The following is a 21,056-nucleotide window of genomic DNA, read 5'->3' as shown; positions in this document are numbered from 1 at the left end:
CCTTCAGCTGCGCGGTGTCAGGGCGGGAATCTTCAGAACATACCGATAGACCGTCGTCGCGATCAGCCCGGCAGCAAGCAGCACAGCGCCGCCCTCGGCCAACAGCGACAGGCTGTGTCCCGGCAGTCCGACCTCAGCCGAGAGAAGAAAGATCATGTTGGTATCGAGGCCAAATGGCGCTGTGCGCGGATGAGCGCGCAACATGGACCCGATGGCGATGAAAATGCCCGCAAGAATGACCATGCTCGTCTGATCCAGGCCAAAGCTTCCCCCGATATAGCGATAAATCAGGCCCAGTATGACGCCGATCGCGGCGCCAGCCGGCATGTATTTCAACATGGGAGCCGGATTTGGCATGGAGCCCATGACGACCGGGAAAATGGAAAGCGCGAGCGCAAAGCCGATGCCGAGAAAGCCGCCAATATAGATCAGCCCGACAAATCCGAGCAGGACGAGCGCGCCGCTCGTAATGAACCGGCCTGCCGTGGCGGTCAGCGAATGATCCAGCCGCAAAGGGTGTTTGTGCGCCCGGCGCGGCGTGAACAGGAATGTTGAAAGCGTCACCGCCAAAACACCCAGAAGCGTGCACCAGAACCGGTCCATCGCAAGCTGAAACGGCTCGGCATGACCGCCGAATGCCGGAACCACGATGACGGCGCAGGTGAGACCGGCAATCATCGCGCCATAGGAATAGATGGTGCCGATCCAGTAGGCGAGCGCTGCGCCGCTTGCCACGGTAAGCACGAGGATTGCGCCGACCAGCCAGGGCTCATGCAGAAAATGAATCGTGACGAAGCCAATTATGGCCCCGACGATTGTGCCCAGAATGCGCAAGGCGCCCCGGATGAGAATGTCTTCGCGAAAGGGCTGTGCCACTACAAACACCGGCATGGCGGCCCAGTATGGATTGGTCAGTCCCAGCAAATGGGCAGCAAGTAGTGCGCCAAACGCTGCGATGAACAAGCGAAACGCATTCAGTGAGATTTCAGAGGACATGTCCGGACCGGTACGCCAATGCCTGAGACTTGGAAAGGGATAGTTGACGCTACGGCATTCGACCATCGCAGCCCATGGATTGACGATTATATATGATTTATATACGTTTCATATATGAAACATATGGAGCCGTTATGGGTATTGTGAAAATCGACGACGATCTGCACGAGGATGTGCGCAAGGCCAGCACCGTCATGTGTCGTTCCATCAATGCTCAGGCAGAGTTCTGGATAAAAGTCGGCATGCTGGCAGAGGCCAACCCGACCCTGTCCTTCAACGAGATCGTCAAAATGGAGCTTGAAAGAGCTGAGATCGCGACAGCAGACCTGGCGCTTGCCTGACATGGTGAAGACACCGGACGAAATCGCGCTGATGCGCATTTCCGGCAAGCTGCTCGCATCGGTTTTCGACATGCTCGACAAACAGGATCTGGCTGGCCGGTCGACCATGCAGGTCAATGATCTCGTCGAACGCTTTATCACCGATGACCTGAAAGCGCGCCCGGCCAGCAAAGGCCAGTATGGCTTCGAATATGTCCTGAACTGTTCAATCAATGACGTCGTATGTCACGGCGTGCCGAGCGCACATGACATCATCCGGGATGGCGACATCATCAATCTCGACATCACACTCGAGAAAAACGGCTATATCGCCGACTCCAGCAAGACCTATCTCGTCGGCAATGTACCTCCGGCGGCACGCCGCATCGTCCGGATCGCGCAAGGTGCCATGTGGAAGGGTATTGAGCAGGTCCGTCCGGGCGCAACGCTGGGCGATATCGGCTTTGCGATTGAACGCCACGCCAAAAAGCACGGCTGCTCCGTCGTTCGCGAGTATTGTGGTCACGGCATTGGCCGGGAGATGCATGAAGAGCCACAGGTTCTGAACTTCGGGCACAAAGGGGCCGGTATGAAACTGCGTGAGGGCATGGTGTTCACCATCGAGCCCATGGTGAACCTCGGCACGCGCAAAGTTTCAACACGGCCGGATGGCTGGACGGTGGTGACAAACGACGGAAAGCTTTCTGCGCAGTTTGAACACACGGTTGCGGTCACGCATGATGGCGTTGAAGTGCTGACCTTGCGACCAGACGAGGCGGACATGGCGACGCGCCATTAGGCGCGCTGTTCAGCCCTCATGCCCGAAAGCCGGACCAATCCATTTCTCATACGCTTTCCAACCACCCACGGACTGGGTGGAGATCTTGCCACGGATTTGCGCAAAGCTCGCTGTCGGCACATTCGAACGCTCGAAATTGGTGCGTGACAGATCAAGTCTCGGCAGATCCAGAAAGCCAAGCATGTCATCTGTTGTGGACTGCGGCTCACTTGCCAGCGTTTCATAATCCACGCGCATCACACGGTCTGGCATACGGTCCTGCCAGAACTGCATCATCTCTACATGCCCTTTCAGATAAGCAGCACTGTCAGAGAGATCATTTCGCCAGCGATTGCCGTCAGCAAAATAAGCGCGCCAGGCTGAGAATGCGATGTCGCGCGGATCGCGACGCACCCAGATGAAACGCGCATCCGGCAGAATATGCGCCATCGCCCCGACGAAGAGGTGCAGGATCGCGCCTTTGTCCGTGACCACAGGAGCGCCTTCGCTTCGCATGCCGGACAGACCGCGGAAGACCTTTTCCATGCGGGCCCATTCAACTTTGCCCGGCTCAAACGCACCGGCTTTCTGCATATCGCCCTGCCCCAGATTGCCCAGCGGCCAGCTCGCAATCCGGCTCAGCATGGTTTCACCGAGCGCGCGGGTTCCGGCGGTCGCAGCAACAATCTGTTCTGTCAGAGACGTGCCCGAGCGCGCCGCGCCGACGATAAAGACCGGCCTTGGCCCCTGCACACGCTGTTGCACGGCTGGCAGCTCATCGCCCATCCGATCAAAGGCAGCCTGAATGTCCTTCATGGCATTCAGCTCACCCTGCAGATTAAAGTTGCGGCGCTTGCGATCAAAGGCGTTCGCCATAGACCAGGCCTGCCAGGCCTGTTCATGCTTGCCCTTCTGATGCATCAGGCTGCCGAGCGCGTAGGCTGCGCCTGGCAAGGCATGCGGCGTATTCTTTTCCAGCAAGGCCTGGAGCGCAGCCTTGTCGTCCTGATTGATCCGGTTGGTCGATGCCAGCAAAGCCCAGGCGTCGCCAAAATCCGGCTTGCGACGGATGGCGGCGCGGAACAGCTCTGCCGCCTCATCCAGCTTGCCGAGATGGCCTGAATACACACCGTGAAAATAGTCTAGCGCAGGATTGGCCGGTGCCGACTTCTTCAGTCGCTCCACCAGCATCAGCGCAATTTCGGACTTCCCGACGCGTGAGAAGCGCTCTGCCAGGATCAGCACACATTTCGGATCGCGCGGGTTCTGCTCCTGCATGACCTTGGCGATTTCGAGCCCGGCATCCTCATCGGCGGCGGCGAGCGCGTGATTGAGCAGCTCTTCCCAGCCCTTGCCGATATTGGGTTTCGACGCGGTCAGCCGACGCACCGCATCGATGACCATTTCATATTGGCCCTGCTGGCGTGCGTTTCTGATAATGGTAAAAATGTCAGGCGCCGCCACGAACACTGCTCCAAAAAAGTCTACGCTCCACTGGCCGCATTATTGCCAAGCCCTGCCCGGCGTGATTGACCAGAGCACCCTTCATGAAAGAGGCGAGACTCGATGACAAGTTCTGACACCCATAAATCCCGCGCCAAGGACTGGTTTTCAAATCTGCAGCTGGACATCTGCAAAGAGTTTGAAGCGCTGGAAGAGGCTGTCACCCCGCCGCTTTATCATGGGGAACCGGGCAAGTTCGAGTTCACGCCCTGGGAACGCAAGAAAGGCCCGAATGGCGAAGATCAGGGCGGCGGCCGGATGGGCATGCTGCGCGGACGCCTGTTTGAGAAAGCCGGCGTTCATTTCTCCTGCGTCTATGGCAAATTCTCTGAAGCCTTTCAGGCGCAGATCCCCGGCGCAGATCAGTCCGGCGGTGCGTTCTGGGCGAGCGGGATTTCCCTGATCGTTCACCCGCGCAATCCGAAAGTGCCATCCGTGCACATGAACACGCGCATGCTGGTCACGTCTCAGAGCTGGTTTGGCGGCGGCGCAGACCTCACGCCCGTGCTCGATTTCCAGCGCGATGAGAACCACCCGCTGGCGCAGCAGTTTCACGGCGCAATGAAGGACGCGTGCGAAAAGCACGACCCGGCATACTTCCCGAAATTCAAGCAATGGTGCGATGAGTATTTCTATCTGCCGCACCGTGAAGAGCCACGCGGCATTGGCGGAATCTTCTATGATCGCCACAATAGTGGGAACTGGGAGGACGATTTCGCATTTACACAGGATGTCGGGCGCGCATTTCTGGATATCTACCCAAGTCTCGTTCGTCAGACATATGAACACAGCTGGTCGGACGCTGAACGCGATGAACAACTCGTTCGTCGCGGTCGTTATGTGGAATTCAACCTCCTCTATGACCGCGGCACCACGTTTGGACTGAAGACTGGCGGTAATGTAAACTCGATCCTTTCCTCCATGCCGCCATTGGTAAAATGGCCATAAGCGGAAGCCAGACAGAAAGATAAAGAAATGGCTGCAACAATTGTCCACTCGAACACCGACAAGACGAATGGGCAAGCTGGGCTCATGGCCGATATCGGCATCGTCCTTGCCGTCATCGCGATTGCCGCCCTTGGCGGGCTCGTCTCCGGCGGATCAGGTGATCCCTGGTATGTCGAACTGACCAAACCACCGCTGACGCCGCCCGGCTTTGTCTTTGGCATTGTGTGGCCCATTCTCTACGTGCTGATGGCCATTGGTGCGGTCATGGTTCGCCGTGACACCAGCACCGCGCGCAATTCCGGCGTCCCGCTGGGCATTTTCTTTTTCCAGCTGGCTCTGAACCTCGCCTGGAGCGCGCTGTTCTTTTATTTCCACCGCCCGGAAATGGCGTTTCTGGACCTGATTGCGCTGCTGCTCAGCGTGCTGCTGATGATGTTTTCTTTCTTCAAGATTTCAAAAGTGGCCGCTCTGTTGCAGGTGCCTTATGTGCTGTGGCTCTGCTTTGCAGGGTATCTCAATCTCGGCATTATCTGGCTGAACACCTAAGGCTCAGGCGTTCAGTCCATCCAGGCTGAAATCATTCTCGATCCACGCCGTTTCCAGCGCTCTGAGCTCACGACCGAGCTCCGGGCCGGGCGGCGTGCCCTGTGCGACGAGATCTGCGCCCTTCACCGGAAATGTCGGCGGGGTCCAGGTCATGACGAGTTCAATCGCCGGGCCAAGCTCCAGCGGATCAAGATCCTGATCCGCCATCATCCACCAGAGCACATCGCGTGCGACCTCAGGTGAAACCGCGTAGATCCAGCGTTTCAGCCCGCGCGCATCGGTAAGGTCAGGCGGCAAATCCGCCTTCGCAAAATCAACCAGCCTGCCACGCTCTGCCCGGCTCATCCGCAAATCCGCGGCAACAGAGGACATGACCGCCCGGTCACGCGGCAACAGCGCCATGAAACGCTGCATCGCATCGGCCGTCAGATTGCTGTCCCACTCAATGGTGCGCAGGCATCGAAACCGCTCCACACCCTCGCTCTGAGGCAGGATCACATCCAGCACTCCTGCCCCGGCCATCGCATAGACGGCATCAAACGGATCAGGCGCTGCCAGCAGTTTGGCAAACTCTTTCCAGATGCGTTCGGCGGCAATCTGTTTCAGGTCATCCTTCAGCGCAGCGCAGGCGGCAAGCCCTGCCGGATCGATGGCTTTGCCATACCAGGCGGTGAAGCGGAAAAAGCGCAGATTGCGCAAATGATCTTCGCGAAGGCGTGTCTGCGCATCACCAATGAAAATGATCCGGCGCTCAGCAAGGTCGGCAAGACCACCCGTGGGGTCATGGATTTGCCCCTTGCTGTCAGCATAGAGCGCATTCAGGCGAAAATCGCGGCGCTGTGCATCCTCGGCCCAGTCTTCGGTGAAGGCCACGACCGCGCGGCGACCATCGGTCTCCACATCACGGCGCAGCGAGGTGATTTCAAAAGGGATGTGATTGCAGACGGCGGTGATCGTACCGTGCTCAATGCCGGTCGGGATGGCCCGGATGCCAGCTGTCTTCAGGGCCTTCAGCGTCTCTTCCGGCTTCAGCTGTGTGGCGATGTCGATGTCATCGACCGGCCGGTCCATCAGCGTATTGCGAATACAGCCTCCAACGAAACGGGCACAATCAGCGCGCACGGCTTCCAGCGCCGCCATGACCTTTCGGGTCTCGGCCGCGTTGAACCAGTCGGCTGCCTGCACATCGCTCATCTGGTGTTTTGCGCCCTTCGCTAATCCCGGCTGTCAATGCTGGCATCGCTGCACGGAATGACCTCACCCTGTATGATTTCCCCATCCACAAAACGCGGCGCCGAATAGCATGTCCGGTCGCCATGCGGTTCGCGGAAATAGACCCAGCCGTAAAACGCCGCCGATATGGCAAAACCAATGCCCGTCAGAACCGCAATCGGCCATTTCTGACGTTCGGTGCGCGCATGACGGGTGGCAAACCGGTAAAGCGCGAAAATCGCAAACGGCACCAGAATCAATAACAGCTGCAGCAGAATTCTGGTCATCAGGTCTGATCATCCTCTCGATACAGGCGCTCATACAGTGCACGCAGCACGCCCGCCGTCACCCCCCAAATGTAACGGCCATTATGCGGCATCTCCAGATAGGAGCGCTCAATGCCCTTCCAGTTGGTGGTCTTGCGGATGTGATTGTCCGGATTCATGAGAAAGGACAGCGGTGTTTCGAACACGTCATCCACTTCATGCGGGTCCGGAATGGCAATGAAATCGGGCGGCAGAATGCCGATCACAGGCGTGATCCGAAAGCCAGTGCCTGTCACATAGATATCAGCCCGGCCCTGCAGGTCGACGCTGGTTGGCTCCACGCCCACCTCTTCCTTGGCTTCGCGCAGCGCCGCATGAACCGGCCCCTGATCGGTCGGGTCAACCTTGCCACCCGGCAAGGCGACCTGGCCGGGGTGCGTCGGCATCGAATTGGGGCGCTGGGTGAGGATGACATTCAGATCATTCTCGCCGCGATCCACCACACCGATCAGAACGCCTGCATCGCGCAGTTTCTGATCCTGTCCCTCATCAAGCAGATGCAGATCGCCGCCCACAGGCGCGTCCATATCACCGAATGTCGGGATTAGTTTTTTCTGCAGACGATCAAGAAAATCGTCTGGTCCGTCCCAGCTCATGCCTGTTCGCTCACCGATCCGATGGAGAAAGTCTCACCATGCGAGCTTACCAGAAGTTCGCCATTCTTTTCTTCTGCCATGTCCACCAGTTCATAGAAAGCCGGACGCGCGAGTTTCGCCTCCAGACGACCACGGATCAGCACATAGGGAGATGGCTCCTGCGTTTCAGGATCGATTTCCACGCGAAGCGGATGATCCGCAGAAACCTCCACACTCTCGCCAATATTCGTTGTCACCACGATGACTGGAAGATCATTTTTCCGTGCAAGATCAATTCGAACGCCAATAAAGTGCGCATCTTCCACATGGACGATGACCTTTTCGTAAGGCGTCACCAAATAGGTGGACCCATCCGCATCCTTGCGCAAAATGGTCGAGAACAGGTCAACGAGTTTTTGGCGCTTGAAAACAGTGCCTTCATGCCACCAGGAGCCATCCTTGCGAATTTCCATGCCAATATCAGCGCAATGTTCGGGATTCCACTGGTCGACGGGCGGCAGTTTTCGTTCTCCCTTTGCATTCGGGATAATCGCCTGCAATGTCTTGTTCAGCTGTTCGATATCTGTTGTCGGTTGGCTGACCACACGCGTCTCCTTATCTCTTTTTGAGTCTGATTTAGGTGTAATGTCTGCATGAGTGAAGAAATAACCGCCCCGGAATCTGAAACGCAGCTGGCTGAGTCCGCCATGGCAGACCTCGCAAAGGTCCGTGAGGAGGTCGCAAAAGTCGTCTTCGGGCAGGACCGGACGATCGAGCTGACACTCTGCGCCATCCTTGCGGGCGGGCATGCTCTGCTGATTGGTGCGCCCGGTCTGGCCAAGACGCGGCTGGTGGATTCCCTCGGACATGTTCTGGGCCTGCAATCGGGCCGCGTACAGTTCACGCCAGACCTCATGCCATCAGATATTCTGGGGTCAGAGGTTCTGGAACAGGATGATGAAGGTCGTCGCTCCTTCCGTTTTCTGCCTGGCCCGGTTTTCACAAGCCTTTTGCTTGCCGACGAGATCAACCGCGCCAGCCCGCGTACGCAATCTGCTTTGCTGCAGGCCATGGCGGAACATCACGTCACGATTGCCGGTCATCGCCATGATCTGCCTGCGCCTTTCCATGTGCTTGCAACGCAGAACCCGATTGAGCAGCAAGGCACCTATCCGCTTCCTGAAGCTCAGCTCGACCGCTTCCTGTTGCAGATCCAGGTCGATTATCCCGATGCCGACACAGAGCGCCGGATTCTGGTTGAGACGACCAGCGGCAAGGACACACAGCTTGAAACTGTGCTGACGCCGGAGCGCCTGATTGCCATTCAGAAACTGATCCGCGATCTGCCTGTCGGCACGCAGGTTGTTGAGCGTATTCTCAACCTGATCCGTAATGCACGCCCGGAACAGAGCGCTGATGAAACCGTGCGCAAGCAGGTCAAATGGGGCCCATCCCCACGCGCCGGTCAGGCGCTGATGCTGGCCTGCCGCGCACGCGCCCTGCTGCGTGGACGCCTTGCCCCGTCTGTCGAGGATCTGGAAGCCCTTGCCGAGCCAGCGCTCGGACACCGCATGGCCATGCGTTTTGATCCATCTGGCAAGACGCCAAGCCTGCCAGAGCTGATCCAGACCCTCGCCGCCAAAGCTGCCTGAGATTTATGGAATCCTTCGCCGCACTTCGTGCTCATGTTGAAACGCTGGCTGCTGCCCTGCCCCCATTCGGGTCAGGCTCCGGCTATCGTACGACCGCCAGTCCCGGTGCGGCCTCGCGACAGCGTTCCGGACAGGGCGAGGACTTCTGGCAGTATCGCAGTCAGACACCGGAAGATACGGCAGGTGCAATCGACTGGCGGCGGTCTGCGACCGGTGATGAGCTTTTCATTCGCGAGCATGAGCTGCAGTCGGCGCGACTGCTTTCGCTCTGGGTCGATGGAAGCGCCGGATTCGACTGGCGCAGCGATGCGCGCCTGCCAAGCAAGGCCGATCGAGCGCGCGTCTTGTTGACGGCCATTGCCATGCGCTATTGCGAAACCGGCGATATGGCCGGTGTGATGGGCGGTGCCAATGGTGCGAGCATGACCTCTCACTCGCCGGGACGCATGCTGGATGATTTTCTGCACATTGACGGAGAAAGCCGCGTTCCTGCTGTGCCGGAACCGCAGGCGGCACATCTGATCCTCGCCAGCGATTTCTATCAGCCTCTGGACGATTTGCGCAGCTGGATTGAACGCGAAGCCGGTGAAGGCCGGACCGGCATTCTGTTGCAAGTGGTCGACCCGAAAGAGACAGACTTTCCCTATTCCGGCCGTGTGCGCTTCCGGCTGCCGGGTACGGGGCTCGAGAAAATCTTCGGACGCACCGAAACCATGCGCGATGATTATCTTGCGCGGTTTGCCGAGCGTCAGGATGCCTTGCGCACGCTCTGCCAGAGCGTTGGCTGGCAATTCCTCTCGCATAAAACGAGCGACGAACCGCTCGAAACCGCCTTCGCCCTGCTCCAGCTGTTAAGCGTTGAAGGAGCCGGTTGATGAGCCTAGCCCTCGGTCCCTTGGTGTTTGCAGCGCCGCTCGCGCTGATCGCTCTGCTGGCGTTGCCGCTTTTGTGGCTGGTGCTGCGCGCAACACCGCCTCAGCCGAAAACCGAAGAACTGCCTTCCCTCGCCCTGTTCGGCGATCTCAGACATATGGAAGAAACACCGGACAAAACGCCCTGGTGGATCATCCTGCTGCGGATGCTGGCGATAACACTGGCCATATTTGGGCTCTCTCAGCCCATCTGGTCACCGCCTGCACCGCAAACCACCGAGAGCCAGCGCGATATTCTGTTTCTGATGGACAATGACTGGGCCTCGGCAACCAACTGGTCATCGCGCCAGTCCGCGGCGCTGGACCTGCTGGCCAGTCTGGATCGCGATCGCGGCATCTATCTGATCACCAATACCCAGAGCGAAGACCTGACCGAAGCACTGGCCGAGCGACTGACGCCAACAGAGGCGCGCAACCGCGTTCGCGCGCTGCGACCTGTGGCCTGGCGCCCCGATCTGGCGGGCCTCGCTGAGCGACTCGATGCGTCTGAGCTGAATAATGTCGAGACGCTCTGGATTGCCAATGCGGTCAATGGCGAAGGGTTTGACGCACTGGTGGACCAGCTGAGCGGGCTGGGACCTGTCTCGGTTGTGCCACTCGAAGCCAGAGACGTCATCGCGATCAAGGCGCTGACCATCACCTCCAGCGCGCCCGTGCTGACCCTGTCACGCGCCGGAACCGATGGCGCGCGGGATGTGACGCTGACAGCATTTGATCAGGCTGGCCGTTCGGTCTCGTCAGTCTCTGGCAGTTTCGCGTCCGGCGCCAGGGAACTGGACCTTGCTTTTGACCTGCCGCAGGACTTGCAGACCAATATCGCCTATTTCCGCGTGCTCGGACAATCGAGTGCAGGGGGTGTCTGGTATTGGGAAGGTGCCAGCCGGACACGACGTGTCGGCCTGCTTTCTGAAGCGGCGCAGGTTCAGCCTCTGCTCGCAGACACCTATTATCTCCGCAAGGCGCTCGCCCCCTTTGCGACGATTACCGAAGGCACGCTGGATGAACTGCTGGGTGAAGATCTCGGTGCCATCATCCTGACGGACATTGGCCGGCTTGGAGAGACTGAACAGGCTCAGCTGCGCGACTGGGTGAATGCTGGCGGCGTGCTGATCCGCTTTGCAGGCCCGCGCATGGCCGCACAGACCGACGAGCTGTTGCCGGTTGCTCTGCGCCCGGCCTCGCGCGCCTTTGACAGCGCCCTGTCATGGGACACGCCGCAGGCACTCGCCGCTTTTCCTGATTTCAGCCCGTTCGCCAGCATGGCGCAGGCCGGCAATGTCGAAGTCCGCCGTCAGGTCCTTGCTCAACCGTCACCTGAGCTGCAAAGCCGCACCTGGGCGAGCCTTGAGGATGGCACGCCGCTCATCACCGCAAGCCGTGAAGGCAATGGCCGTCTGATCCTTTTCCATGTGACGGCAGGTCCGGGCTGGTCCGATCTGCCGCTCTCCGGCACCTTTGTTGAAATCATGCGCCGCATCACCCTGCCGACACGCGAACTGGGCGAACTCTCCCTGCAATCTGAAACCAGCCTGGCACCTCGCTTCTGGCTCGACGGATTTGGCTCGGTGCGCACACCGCCGAGCACAGCGCGCCCGATCCAGCCCGATGAAATCACCGGCATCACCGCCAATGGCGAACATCCAGCCGGTGTCTATGAAGGCAACACGCTCTCCCTGCCCCTCAATGCAGGCGAGGGCTTCGATAATGGGCTCGTCACGGAATGGCCTGACAGCGTGACCATCAGCACCGTCGCTGAGCGGACCGGACATCGCTATGCCGCTCCGCTTCTGGTCGCTGCCATGCTCCTGCTGCTGATCGACCTGATTGTGTCTCTGATCCTGTCCGGACGTCTCGCCCTCCCATTTACGCGCAAGGCCGCAGCTTTCCTTCCGCTGCTGGCCGCTGGTCTGTTTATGGCTGCTCTGCCGATCGGAGACGCACACGCGCAAGAAGCGCCGCCTGCCGCGCTCGAACTTAAATTCGGTTATATCGAGACCGGTGACCGCACCCTTGATGAACAGGCCCGCAGCGGCCTGCAGGGTCTTTCCACCCTCCTCTACCGGCGCACAACCGTCGAGCCATCTTCACCCGACGCCATTGATCTGGCCGAAGACCCGATCAGTCTGTATCCGCTGATCATGCTGCTCATGCCCGAGGCTGGCCTGACGCTCGACGAAGACGAGAAAACAGCGCTCGCAGCCTATCTGCGCAATGGCGGCGCACTGGTCATCGACACCCGGCGCGGCGGTGATGTCAGTGCACAAAGCGCCCGTGATACCCGCCTCACCACGCTTTTGCAGGGCCTGGATGTTCCGCCGCTGACGCGCGTGGACGAGGACCATGTCCTGACCCGCAGCTTCTATCTTCTGGACGGCTTTACCGGGCGCTATCCGGACCGTCCGATCTGGATCGAAGCGCCATCGGAGAGCGCCGGCAACACCTATAAAGGTGATGGCATTTCCGGTATTTTCATCACCGATGCCGACCTCACAGCCGCCTGGGCTCTCAATGATCGTGGCCGTCCGGTCTATTCGGTTGAAGGCGGCGAGCGAAACCGCGAAATGGCCTACCGCACCGGCGTCAACATCGTGATGTATATCCTCACCGGCAATTACAAGGATGATCAGGTGCATATTCCATCCCTGCTCGACCGTCTGGGTGAGATCACCGATGGTATGCGTCAGGAGGAGGAAGAGAGCGGCCCACCGGATCTGCGTCCTGACACAGACTTCGAGCTGGAAAACATCATCCGGCCGAACAACAATGGGGAGACGCCGCAATGATGGAAGCTTCCCGTTTCGGCTTTGATCCGTTCATTCCGCTCTGGGCGTTTGCTGCGCTTGGCATCGCCTGCCTGATTGTCTGGGGCTTTTATGCGTTCCGCGGTGGTCGCGCCTGGCTGACCCGCGCTCTCGCCCTGTGCATCATCACGGCAGCGCTTTCCAACCCGCTGCTCATTCAGGAAAACCGTGATCCGCTAAAAAGCACGGTTGCGCTGGTCGTCGACCGTTCGGCCAGCATGGAAGTCGATGGCCGCGAAGATCGCGCCTCCGAGATCGCTGCTGCGATTGAAGACCAGCTGACGGGCTCTGAGTATTTCGAGGTCCGCCGTGTTGAAACACAGGCTGATGCTCCGGAGACAGCGCTCACCACGCGCATGATCTCGGCGCTGTCTGACATGCCGCGCAGCCAGATCGCAGGCACCATCATGATCACTGATGGTCAGGCCCATGACGTGCCGGACGACCTGGAGGGCCTTGAAGCCTTTGGCCCGGTACAGAGCCTCATTGTCGGCCGCGAGGACGAGCAGGATCGCCGGATCGAGATCACGCAATCGCCCTCCTATGGCATTGTTGGCGATGAAGCGCTGTTCAAGGTGAATGTGGAAGCCGAGGCATCTGTTGTCCGGGTGGAAGTACGCGTCAACGATCTGCCCGCCTTCTATGTGCCGGTGCAGCCCGGCCTTGAAAGCGAAATCCCTGTCGAAGTGGACCGTCGCGGCCCAAACACGGTGGTGTTCTCGATTCCCGAAGTGAGCGGCGAACTCACCACGATCAACAATCTGACCGCAGCAACGCTGACCGGCATTCGTGACACGCTGCGCGTCCTCCTGATCACAGGTGAACCCCATCAGGGCGGACGCGCCTGGCGTGATCTTCTGAAATCAGACCCGATGGTCGATCTGGTGCATTTCACCATTCTGCGTCCGCCGCACAAACAGGATGCGACGCCGACCTCTGAGCTCGCGCTCATCGCCTTTCCAACGGTCGAACTGTTTGAGGAAAAGCTCGATGAGTTCGATCTGATCATCTTTGATCGCTATAAGCGCCGTAACGTGCTGCATCTGCGCTATCTGGATAACATTGCGCGCTATGTGGATCGCGGCGGCGCGCTTCTGATCGCAGCTGGCAAACCCTTTGCAGGACCACAAAGCCTGCATCGCACACCGCTTGCGTCTGTCCTGCCGCTGGCACCAAGCGGTGAGGTGTTCGAGGAACCTTTCAAACCGACACTGTCAGAGCTTGGTCGCAAGCACAGCGTCACCCGCACGCTGGATGAGAACACATTCGGCCAATGGTATCGCCAGATCGAGGCACGACGCGTCACCGGCGATGTGCTGATGACCGGGGAAAATGGCGCGCCTCTGCTCGCTCTGGACCGGGTCGGCGAAGGCCGCGTTGCCGAGCTGATGTCTGACCATCTCTGGCTCTGGGCACGTGGTCATGATGGCGGTGGCCCGTTTGCAGAACTCATTCGCCGTCTGGTTCACTGGATGATGAAGGAGCCCGAGCTGGAGGAAGAGCGCCTGTCTCTGTCGTCTGATGGGCAAACGCTGATTGCGCGCCTCACCACACTGACACCTGCACCTGAACCGCTCACCCTCACCGCACCGGACGGCAGTGAGCGCGAACTCGTCTGGCAACAGAATGACGACACGGTCTATGAAATCCGCGAGGATGTGAGCCGACTTGGCCTATACCGCGCCGATTCCGAAGGCTTGCGCGCCCTGCATTTGCTGGGCCCTTCCCAACCGCGCGAATATGAGGAATTGCGCTCGACCACGGAGGTGCTCCAGCCGCTGGCCGATGCAACAGACGGATCGGTGAGACGGGTTCGTTCCGCTTCAGACACGCCGAACATCCGCGCGACCCGAAATGGCGGCGCGGGAGGTGACTGGATTGGTTTGAGAGACCGGGAAGCCTATGTGGTTCGCGACAGCGAAACCCACCCTATTTTGCCAGCCTGGCTCGTCGCAGGTATGCTCTTTGGGTTGCTTCTGCTTGCATGGCGTCGAGAGGGAAAGTGACATCCCCTGCCGGGAATGGCGTCTCTGATGATGCCGCCAGCCGGCGCAGCATGACGCGTTTCATATCCTGCGGACCTGGCATTTTCAGCTGACCACGCGCGACGACCTCAAAGCCCATGCGTTCGAAATAGACCGGTGCCCCGATCAGGCAGGCAAACTGATGGCCTGCTGCTTCGCCTGCACGCAGAGATTCTTCGGTGACGGCCTGACCAATGCCCTCGCCCTGCAGTTCTGGTGACACGGCGATCGGGCCATAAAACAAAACAGGCGTACCACCGATCAGGATTGGCCAGACGCGGCAGACAGCCACCAGTTTCCCATCCTGAATGCCAACGCGCGTGATGTCTGGCAGGGAGACACTGAACTCGCGCACACGTTCAGCCGTCTTGGCAAAATGCCCCGGTCCAAAGGTTGCGTCGAACAGAGTCTCAATCGCCCGACCATGCTGGTCGGGCGTTTCAGGAAGATAAGTAATCATCGCGCGCGTCTAAAAGCTCTTGCGCGATGAAACAAGCACTCTTTTCTATTCGGTTTCGGTTTCCTCGACTGGCGGAGCCTCTTTCAGGCTGGCTGCATAGTCCTCTGCCGCCTTGAGCAGACGTACCAGATTCAGCCCCCAGATATTGGCGAGATCTTCCTCGGTATAACCTTCATCGAGCAGTCGGTAGGTGATGAGCGGCAGGTCGCTGACATCTTCCATACCGGCCACACCGCCGCCGCCATCCCAGTCTGCGCCCAGGCCCACATGCTCGGGACCGGCAATTTCGAGAATATGAAGCAGGTGTTCCAGAAACTCTTCGAACGTCGCTGTAGCTGGCGGGTATTTCTCGTCCACTTCGCGGCGCTTGGCGAGCATGGCCTGATAGGCTTCAGCGGTTTTCGGACCGCCGGAATCCATTTCTGCATAAAGCGCCCTTAGGGCTTCACTGCGCTCCGGATTGTTCGCCAGCTCCCGCACATAACCGCCATAGGAGTTGACCTGGATCAGGCCGCCGCTTTCAGCGAGCTGTTTCAGACGCTCATCATCAATATTGCGCGGGTGATCATAGATCGCCTTGGAACCAGAGTGAGACAGGATGATCGGTGTCTTGGACAGCTCCATCAGATCATCAAACACCATGTCATGCGCGTGTGAGGCATCGACAATCATACCGAGTTCATTGGCGCGTTTGACCAGCTCTTCACCAAGCGGCGACAGACCATCCCATTGCGGACCGGCAATATCGGTTGCGCTGTCAGCAAACTGGTTGTTGCGGAAGTGGACCGGGCCGACCATACGCACTCCCAGCTTGTAGAATGTGTCGAGCATGGAGATGTCTTCACCCAGCGGGTAGCTGTTTTCGATGCTGATATAGACAATCCGCTTGCCATCTTCATGAATACGCTCGGCATCTTCGGAATTGAGCGCGAGTTCAAACTCGTCCGGATGGCCTGCGACCATCTCATGGATGGAAAGCGCTCGCAAAAGCGCTGTATCCCGAATGGTCTGGTAAGCTTTGGTGGTCAGCGGTCCTTGCGGTGAATAGATCACCCAGAAGCCACCATCGAGACCACCTTCCTTCATGCGCGGCAGGTCAACCTGAGAATAGTCTTCATCGGTGGAATAGCGCTGGGTAATGTCAAAGCCCGGCTGAACCAGCAGAGCGGGCGTATCCAGGTGTGAGTCCAGAACGAGCAGGCTTTCGTGAAACGCGCGCAGATCGCTCATCTCTTCGGTTTCAGGTGTTGTCGCGGAGTCAGCCGCTTCCTGCGCCATCGCTGCGCCAGACACAAAGGCGAGCGCTGTGGTCGCAAGCGCAACTGATTTGAAACGGGAAAACATATGGACAACCTCCGAAAATGCCGTGTCGATAAAAAGTCGTGTCCCGCGACACTGCACAAATCGACGGTTGCACCGCAAGCCTTCCTGCCCTTCAATTCCCCGTGCGCGCTGAAATTGAGCAATCGCGATCACAGACGATGCATCAGCGCACAACGCCCGTCTGGCTGGCCGCAGAGAAAAGGGTTTTCTTTCGAACCGGCTGAGTTAGAAATGGTGCGAGTTAACTACACGGGAGAGGAAAATGGGTCTACTCGACGGCAAAACGATTCTGATTACCGGTGGCGGCAACGGCATTGGTAAGGCAACAGCGCTTATGGCAGGCGCGATGGGCGCCAATGTGGTCGTCAACGACCTTGGCGGCACACTGACAGGCGATGACGCGGGCGATGCAGGTCCGGCAGAATCGGTTGCAGCGGAAATCCGCGCAGCTGGCGGCGCCGCGATCTCCAACTCTGACAGCGTCACCGACTTTGAAGCTGTGCAGGAAATGATCGAGTCCGCAAAAAAGGAATTCGGCGGTCTGGATTCCATCATCAACCCGGCCGGTATCCTGCGCGACGGCATGTTCCACAAAATGAGCGAAGATGACTGGGATTCCGTCATCGCCGTTCACCTGCGTGGGTCCTTCAACGTTGCGCGTGCGTCTGTTGAATATTTCCGTGACAAGGAAGCAGGCAATTATGTCTTCTTCACCTCCACAACGGGTCTGATCGGCAATATCGGTCAGGCGAACTATGGCGCAGCCAAGCTCGGTATTGTGGGACTTTCCCGCATTCTGGCGATGGAAGGCGAGCGCAAGAACATCCGTTCGAACGTCATCGCGCCATTCGCCTGGACCCGCATGATTGCGTCCATTCCGGTCAAGGATGAAGCAAGTGCCCAGCGCGTCGAGCGCATGAAGCGCGCCATGCGTCCTGAACAGGTCTCCAACCTGTCGCTGGCGCTTTGTGCAGACAGCTGTGACACGTCAGGTCAGATCTTCTCTGTGCGCGGTAATGAAGTCATTCTCTTCAGCCAGCCCCGCCCGGTCAAAAGCATGGCCAATATTGAAGGCTGGACACCGGAAAGCATTCTGGACGTCTGCCTGCCAGCCATGAAGCCAAGCATGGAAGACCTCGGCCCGACGACCAGCGTCTTCCCATACGAGCCGATCTAAGGTCGGTTTGAACCAGACTGAAAAGACAAAGCCCGCCAGATCACTCTGGCGGGCTTTTTGATATTGGAACTGATTTCGGCCTAGCGCGGTGCGCGTTTCGCCAGAATGCGTTGCAGGGTCCGGCGGTGCATGTTCAGCCGACGCGCAGTTTCAGAGACGTTGTGATTGCACAGCTCATAGACGCGCTGAATGTGTTCCCAGCGTACACGGTCTGCCGACATCGGGTTTTCTGGCGGCTCTGGCTTTTCATCCGGCAGGGCGAGCAGAGACTTGATGATATCTTCCACGTCTGCCGGCTTGGAGAGATAATCAACCGCACCCGCTTTGACCGCTGCAACAGCTGTCGCCAACGCGCCATAACCGGTTAGCATGATCGCACGGCAGTCTTCACGATACTGGTGCAGCACTTCAACCACTTCGAGGCCCGAGCCATCATCGAGACGCAGGTCCAGCACAGCAAAGGCTGGCGGATTCATGCGCGCCACATCCTTGGCTTCAGCGACTGTGCCGACCGCTGACACGGTGAAACCGCGGCGCGTCAGAGCCTGCGCCAGACGCGAGCGAAACGGTGCGTCGTCATCAAGAACCAGCAACGTCCGGTCGGGAATCGACTCCAGTGCCTGATGGATATCGATGTCAGCGCTCATATCGAACCCCCTGATATTGTGGCTAAGTTAGACAAAATCATATGTCACTTAAGCCGTTTTCGTGAGCAGACCAAGTTGTTTCAGCCTCCAAAGCGCTCCGTTCCCACCTTAATCGTACAACGGCGCCATGTTCCGGCTCTGGTCGGTTAAAAGTTGCCACCTCGCCGCCGCTCTGCTCGATCAGCGTTTTGGCAATGAAGAAGCCAAGGCCCATATCGCCGCCGCCGGCATGGGCAGAACTGCGCTCGCTGACATAGGGCTCACCGAGTTTTGGCAGCACGCTGGCGGAAAAACCCGGCCCATCATCGGAGATGGTAATTGTGATGATACGTTCCGACCAGACCGCATCCACACTCACTTCCATGCTGGAGAAGGAGACAGCGTTTTCGATAAACGCGCCGAGGGCGTGAATGATTTCCGGCGAGCGGCGCAGGACGGGTGGTTTTTTCTCGTCATTTTCCGCGTGCGCCAGACAGCGCACATCGACCAGCGGACCGCGCCCTTTGTGCGGGCGAGCGGCCTCCTCAACCATGGCATTGAGCGGCAGCCGGGCATGCAGAATATCTCCGGCCTCGCGCTCCTGTGCGAGGCGCTTGAGGATGGAGCGACACCGCTCTGCCTGTTCGGCGACCAGGATGGCATCCTCGTATTTCGGATCGTCCTTTTCGAGATCCGCAGCCATTTCCTTCGCGACCAGATGAATGGTGGCGAGCGGCGTTCCAAGCTCGTGCGCTGTTGCAGCGGCAAGCGCCCCCAGCGCTGACAAGCGCTGTTCACGGGCAATCACCACTTGTGCGGCATCGAGCGCCCGCACGAGGCGCGCTTCATCGCGCGACACCCGGATGGCCGTCAGGGTGAAGAAGGCAAGCCCGATCACGACCGCTGAAAACTGCCCAACCCGGAAATAGCGCGGCACATCCCAGACCTCTCCCGGCGGAGACGGCAGAGGCATGGACACAAATGCCATGATCACCGTGCAGGCGAAGGCGAGAAAGACGAGGCTGACGGATAAGCGAATATCCAGACTGACCGCAGCAATGGTGGCCGGTGCCATGATCATCAGAAGGAAGGGATTGGACAATCCGCCCGTGATCGCAATCAGGAAAGCGACCTGCACGATATCGAACGCAAATTGCGCCACAGCCTCCGGCGTCGTGGCAAGCCGCTGGCTCGGCATGGAGAGCTGAAGAAAGACGTTCAGCCAGGCGGATGCCGCAATCGCGGCAAGACACAGCGCGAGCGGAACATCATATCCCAGAACAAATTCGACAAAGAGAACCGAGGCCGCCTGACCTGCGATCGCAATCCAGCGAGTCGCGACAAAGGTGCGCACCCGTAAGCGGCCAAATGCAGACCCAACCCCGCCAAGTCCTTCTCTTGGAAGAGAAAAAAGCGTCTGGTTGTCATCCAGATGTCCTGCCAAGTCCCGTTCCCTCGCTTTGCTTACCCCTGAAACTGTCCTATCTGATGGCTTTGATCGTGACCAGAGTAACGGAGCGTTTCCCCTTATGCTTAAGCGAATTTTAGTGTCGAGCCTTGTTCTGCTGACGGCATGTGGAGACAATTCCGGGCAGATCGCCAAATCGTCCGGCCCCCAGAATGTCTGTTCGTCGCGCTCCAGCGCAGAAATCGGCGGACCAATCAATCTGATCAATCAGGATGGTCAGCCGGTCACGCAAGAGGACTTCAAAGGTCAGTATTCGATCGTCTTTTTCGGCTTCACCTATTGCCCGGATGTCTGCCCGTTCACGCTGAACCGCATCCATCAGGCACTGGAAGAGCTGCCTGATGATGTGGAAACGCCGCAAACGATCATGATTTCCATCGACCCGGAACGCGACACGCCGGACCTGATCAAAACCTACATCTCGAATGATGGCTTCCCGGAGGACATTGTCGGTCTGACCGGTTCAGAAGAAGATGTTGCTGCGGCGGCCAAGAACTTCGTTGCCTACTATCAGCGCGCGGAAGACACCTCGAGCTCTGCAGGTTACACCATGGACCATTCCACGCTGATTTACCTGATGGATGAGAACTGGGAGCTGAAAACCTTTTTCACCCATGAATCTCACCCGACAGACATGGCATCCTGCATGGCAAGCTTCCTGCCCGAAAAGGAAAGCTAGCCCTCACCGGCCCGACACGCCCGACGTTGCGCTTCCCACTGGCGGCGCAATTGCAGGACGCGCGGACGAAACCGGTCTGATGACAGAGACACATCGCGCACACGGTCTGTGCGGAAACTGCGAAAATCATTTCGCAGTTCGCACCAGGCGCAGATCAGGCGCACCTCCTCGGCATAGGCGATCAGGAACGGCCATATGGTCCGTTGCGTGACGTTTTGCGTTTCATCGCAATAATCGAGCTGAAGCTTGCTCTGTGTTCGAATGGCCTGACGCACAACGCTCATATCAGCGCTATCGCGTAGGCGATTTCGGAAACTGATCGGCTCCAGGCCTGCATCGACAATAATGGGCTGAAGTTCCAGCGGCACACTGGTCGTGAGTTTTGCGATCAGGTCCAGCGCCGCGCGGGCCAAAGTCTGGTCTCCACGCGCAGCAACCCATCGCGCACCAAGGACCGCGGCTTCCAGTTCATCTTCGGTGAGCATGAGCGGCGGCATGTCAAAGCCCGGCTCCAGCACATATCCGGTGCCCGCCTCACCGCGAATGGGCACGCCCTGAGCCAGAAGCTCGGCCATATCGCGATAAATGGTACGCACAGACGTTTCCAATTCGTCTGATAAGGTACGGGCCGTCACCGGTCTTCTGTTCCGGCGGAGGATCTGGATGATCTGAAAAAGTCGTTCGGTTCTACGCATGGCCCACCCTTACTG

Annotated in this window: 21 protein-coding genes; 10 read left to right on the top strand and 11 right to left on the bottom strand. The window is 58.6% G+C overall.

The features are described 5' to 3' along the window. Positions 1–3: 3 nt before the first annotated feature. Positions 4–996: an FUSC family protein gene (locus tag ACFQDM_RS11135; protein WP_377379026.1), complete on the bottom strand. Its 993-nt coding sequence runs from the start codon at positions 994–996 to the stop codon at positions 4–6. A gap of 134 nt (positions 997–1,130) precedes the next feature. Between ACFQDM_RS11135 and ACFQDM_RS11130 the strand changes: the two genes are divergently transcribed. Next, the gene (locus tag ACFQDM_RS11130; protein WP_377379025.1) at positions 1,131–1,337 is read left to right on the top strand and encodes a ParD-like family protein; all 207 of its coding nucleotides are present in this window, start codon (positions 1,131–1,133) and stop codon (positions 1,335–1,337) included. 1 nt (position 1,338) lies between these two features. Further along, the gene (map, locus tag ACFQDM_RS11125) at positions 1,339–2,115 is read left to right on the top strand and encodes a type I methionyl aminopeptidase (RefSeq protein ID WP_377379023.1); all 777 of its coding nucleotides are present in this window, start codon (positions 1,339–1,341) and stop codon (positions 2,113–2,115) included. 9 nt (positions 2,116–2,124) lie between these two features. On the opposite strand, the gene ACFQDM_RS11120 is transcribed toward map, so the two are convergent. Continuing rightward, positions 2,125–3,558, bottom strand: coding sequence for a tetratricopeptide repeat-containing sulfotransferase family protein (locus ACFQDM_RS11120; protein ID WP_377379021.1), 1,434 nt, complete (start codon positions 3,556–3,558; stop codon positions 2,125–2,127). Positions 3,559–3,660: 102 nt separating this feature from the next. Between ACFQDM_RS11120 and hemF the strand changes: the two genes are divergently transcribed. Together hemF and ACFQDM_RS11110 are read left to right on the top strand one after the other, a co-directional pair. Then, positions 3,661–4,545 carry an oxygen-dependent coproporphyrinogen oxidase gene (hemF, locus tag ACFQDM_RS11115; RefSeq protein ID WP_377379019.1) on the top strand — a complete coding sequence of 295 codons (885 nt, stop codon included), beginning with the start codon at positions 3,661–3,663 and terminating at the stop codon, positions 4,543–4,545. 27 nt (positions 4,546–4,572) lie between these two features. Next, positions 4,573–5,091, top strand: a complete 519-nt coding sequence (locus ACFQDM_RS11110; RefSeq protein WP_377379018.1) for a TspO/MBR family protein — start codon at positions 4,573–4,575, stop codon at positions 5,089–5,091. Between the two features lie 3 nt (positions 5,092–5,094). On the opposite strand, the gene ACFQDM_RS11105 is transcribed toward ACFQDM_RS11110, so the two are convergent. The 4 genes from ACFQDM_RS11105 to ACFQDM_RS11090 are packed head-to-tail and all read right to left on the bottom strand — an operon-like array spanning position 5,095 to position 7,809. Beyond that, positions 5,095–6,285 carry a CCA tRNA nucleotidyltransferase gene (locus tag ACFQDM_RS11105; protein ID WP_377379016.1) on the bottom strand — a complete coding sequence of 397 codons (1,191 nt, stop codon included), beginning with the start codon at positions 6,283–6,285 and terminating at the stop codon, positions 5,095–5,097. Positions 6,286–6,305: 20 nt separating this feature from the next. Beyond that, positions 6,306–6,590 carry a DUF6111 family protein gene (locus ACFQDM_RS11100; RefSeq protein WP_377379014.1) on the bottom strand — a complete coding sequence of 95 codons (285 nt, stop codon included), beginning with the start codon at positions 6,588–6,590 and terminating at the stop codon, positions 6,306–6,308. After that, entirely contained in the window at positions 6,590–7,225 is a 636-nt protein-coding gene (locus tag ACFQDM_RS11095) for an NUDIX hydrolase (RefSeq protein WP_377379012.1), read from the bottom strand. The genes ACFQDM_RS11100 and ACFQDM_RS11095 overlap by 1 nt, the downstream gene beginning before the upstream one ends. After that, on the bottom strand, positions 7,222–7,809 hold the full coding sequence (locus ACFQDM_RS11090) for a DUF1285 domain-containing protein (protein ID WP_377379010.1): 588 nt from the start codon (positions 7,807–7,809) through the stop codon (positions 7,222–7,224). The genes ACFQDM_RS11095 and ACFQDM_RS11090 overlap by 4 nt, the downstream gene beginning before the upstream one ends. A gap of 48 nt (positions 7,810–7,857) precedes the next feature. Between ACFQDM_RS11090 and ACFQDM_RS11085 the strand changes: the two genes are divergently transcribed. Genes ACFQDM_RS11085 through ACFQDM_RS11070 form a run of 4 tightly spaced genes read left to right on the top strand, consistent with a single transcriptional unit; the run spans position 7,858 to position 14,595 of the window. Then, the gene (locus ACFQDM_RS11085) at positions 7,858–8,856 is read left to right on the top strand and encodes an AAA family ATPase (protein WP_377379008.1); all 999 of its coding nucleotides are present in this window, start codon (positions 7,858–7,860) and stop codon (positions 8,854–8,856) included. Positions 8,857–8,861: 5 nt separating this feature from the next. Beyond that, a complete protein-coding gene (locus ACFQDM_RS11080; RefSeq protein WP_377379006.1) occupies positions 8,862–9,731 on the top strand; it encodes a DUF58 domain-containing protein in 870 nt (289 codons plus the stop codon). Beyond that, entirely contained in the window at positions 9,731–12,571 is a 2,841-nt protein-coding gene (locus ACFQDM_RS11075) for a DUF4159 domain-containing protein (RefSeq protein WP_377379004.1), read from the top strand. Before ACFQDM_RS11080 ends, ACFQDM_RS11075 begins: the two co-directional genes overlap by 1 nt. Further along, positions 12,568–14,595, top strand: coding sequence for a DUF7408 domain-containing protein (locus tag ACFQDM_RS11070; RefSeq protein WP_377379003.1), 2,028 nt, complete (start codon positions 12,568–12,570; stop codon positions 14,593–14,595). The genes ACFQDM_RS11075 and ACFQDM_RS11070 overlap by 4 nt, the downstream gene beginning before the upstream one ends. On the opposite strand, the gene ACFQDM_RS11065 is transcribed toward ACFQDM_RS11070, so the two are convergent. Together ACFQDM_RS11065 and ACFQDM_RS11060 are read right to left on the bottom strand one after the other, a co-directional pair. Next, positions 14,519–15,073 carry a GNAT family N-acetyltransferase gene (locus tag ACFQDM_RS11065; protein WP_377379001.1) on the bottom strand — a complete coding sequence of 185 codons (555 nt, stop codon included), beginning with the start codon at positions 15,071–15,073 and terminating at the stop codon, positions 14,519–14,521. The genes ACFQDM_RS11070 and ACFQDM_RS11065 overlap by 77 nt on opposite strands. 45 nt (positions 15,074–15,118) lie before the next feature. Next, positions 15,119–16,417: a dipeptidase gene (locus tag ACFQDM_RS11060; protein WP_377378999.1), complete on the bottom strand. Its 1,299-nt coding sequence runs from the start codon at positions 16,415–16,417 to the stop codon at positions 15,119–15,121. Positions 16,418–16,658: 241 nt separating this feature from the next. Here ACFQDM_RS11060 and ACFQDM_RS11055 point away from each other — a divergent pair, with 241 nt between their 5' ends. Beyond that, the gene (locus ACFQDM_RS11055) at positions 16,659–17,573 is read left to right on the top strand and encodes an SDR family NAD(P)-dependent oxidoreductase (RefSeq protein WP_377378997.1); all 915 of its coding nucleotides are present in this window, start codon (positions 16,659–16,661) and stop codon (positions 17,571–17,573) included. 80 nt (positions 17,574–17,653) lie between these two features. Here the strand turns inward: ACFQDM_RS11055 and ACFQDM_RS11050 are convergent, their stop codons facing one another. Both ACFQDM_RS11050 and ACFQDM_RS11045 read right to left on the bottom strand, forming a co-directional pair. Then, entirely contained in the window at positions 17,654–18,220 is a 567-nt protein-coding gene (locus ACFQDM_RS11050; protein ID WP_377378995.1) for an ActR/PrrA/RegA family redox response regulator transcription factor, read from the bottom strand. 37 nt (positions 18,221–18,257) lie between these two features. After that, a complete protein-coding gene (locus ACFQDM_RS11045; protein ID WP_377378992.1) occupies positions 18,258–19,643 on the bottom strand; it encodes an ActS/PrrB/RegB family redox-sensitive histidine kinase in 1,386 nt (461 codons plus the stop codon). Between the two features lie 85 nt (positions 19,644–19,728). On the opposite strand from ACFQDM_RS11045, the gene ACFQDM_RS11040 reads away from it, so the two are divergent. Beyond that, positions 19,729–20,346 (top strand): SCO family protein, encoded by a 618-nt coding sequence (locus ACFQDM_RS11040; protein ID WP_377378991.1) that lies wholly within the window; start codon positions 19,729–19,731, stop codon positions 20,344–20,346. Here ACFQDM_RS11040 and ACFQDM_RS11035 read toward each other — a convergent pair. Continuing rightward, the gene (locus tag ACFQDM_RS11035) at positions 20,343–21,041 is read right to left on the bottom strand and encodes a helix-turn-helix transcriptional regulator (RefSeq protein WP_377378989.1); all 699 of its coding nucleotides are present in this window, start codon (positions 21,039–21,041) and stop codon (positions 20,343–20,345) included. The two genes, ACFQDM_RS11040 and ACFQDM_RS11035, sit on opposite strands and share 4 nt — an antisense overlap. Positions 21,042–21,056: the final 15 nt, after the last annotated feature.

It is taken from the genome of Ponticaulis profundi (assembly GCF_042659465.1).
Taxonomy (GTDB): Bacteria; Pseudomonadota; Alphaproteobacteria; order Caulobacterales; family Hyphomonadaceae; genus Ponticaulis; species Ponticaulis profundi.
Note: the sequence above shows the minus strand (reverse complement) of the source record. Positions and strands in the feature narration are given on the sequence as shown.

Bases quoted from the DNA above. Each gene is read 5' to 3' on its own strand.
- ACFQDM_RS11100 (WP_377379014.1), bottom strand. From the start codon at position 6,590: ATGACCAGAATTCTGCTGCAGCTGTTATTGATTCTGGTGCCGTTTGCG.
- ACFQDM_RS11040 (WP_377378991.1), top strand. From the start codon at position 19,729: ATGCTTAAGCGAATTTTAGTGTCGAGCCTTGTTCTGCTGACGGCATGT.
- ACFQDM_RS11075 (WP_377379004.1), top strand. From the start codon at position 9,731: ATGAGCCTAGCCCTCGGTCCCTTGGTGTTTGCAGCGCCGCTCGCGCTG.
- ACFQDM_RS11070 (WP_377379003.1), top strand. From the start codon at position 12,568: ATGATGGAAGCTTCCCGTTTCGGCTTTGATCCGTTCATTCCGCTCTGG.
- ACFQDM_RS11095 (WP_377379012.1), bottom strand. From the start codon at position 7,225: ATGAGCTGGGACGGACCAGACGATTTTCTTGATCGTCTGCAGAAAAAA.
- map (WP_377379023.1), top strand. From the start codon at position 1,339: ATGGTGAAGACACCGGACGAAATCGCGCTGATGCGCATTTCCGGCAAG.
- ACFQDM_RS11130 (WP_377379025.1), top strand. From the start codon at position 1,131: ATGGGTATTGTGAAAATCGACGACGATCTGCACGAGGATGTGCGCAAG.
- ACFQDM_RS11055 (WP_377378997.1), top strand. From the start codon at position 16,659: ATGGGTCTACTCGACGGCAAAACGATTCTGATTACCGGTGGCGGCAAC.
- ACFQDM_RS11035 (WP_377378989.1), bottom strand. From the start codon at position 21,041: ATGCGTAGAACCGAACGACTTTTTCAGATCATCCAGATCCTCCGCCGG.
- ACFQDM_RS11110 (WP_377379018.1), top strand. From the start codon at position 4,573: ATGGCTGCAACAATTGTCCACTCGAACACCGACAAGACGAATGGGCAA.
- ACFQDM_RS11080 (WP_377379006.1), top strand. From the start codon at position 8,862: ATGGAATCCTTCGCCGCACTTCGTGCTCATGTTGAAACGCTGGCTGCT.
- ACFQDM_RS11085 (WP_377379008.1), top strand. From the start codon at position 7,858: ATGAGTGAAGAAATAACCGCCCCGGAATCTGAAACGCAGCTGGCTGAG.
- ACFQDM_RS11060 (WP_377378999.1), bottom strand. From the start codon at position 16,417: ATGTTTTCCCGTTTCAAATCAGTTGCGCTTGCGACCACAGCGCTCGCC.
- ACFQDM_RS11050 (WP_377378995.1), bottom strand. From the start codon at position 18,220: ATGAGCGCTGACATCGATATCCATCAGGCACTGGAGTCGATTCCCGAC.
- ACFQDM_RS11135 (WP_377379026.1), bottom strand. From the start codon at position 996: ATGTCCTCTGAAATCTCACTGAATGCGTTTCGCTTGTTCATCGCAGCG.
- hemF (WP_377379019.1), top strand. From the start codon at position 3,661: ATGACAAGTTCTGACACCCATAAATCCCGCGCCAAGGACTGGTTTTCA.
- ACFQDM_RS11105 (WP_377379016.1), bottom strand. From the start codon at position 6,285: ATGAGCGATGTGCAGGCAGCCGACTGGTTCAACGCGGCCGAGACCCGA.
- ACFQDM_RS11065 (WP_377379001.1), bottom strand. From the start codon at position 15,073: ATGATTACTTATCTTCCTGAAACGCCCGACCAGCATGGTCGGGCGATT.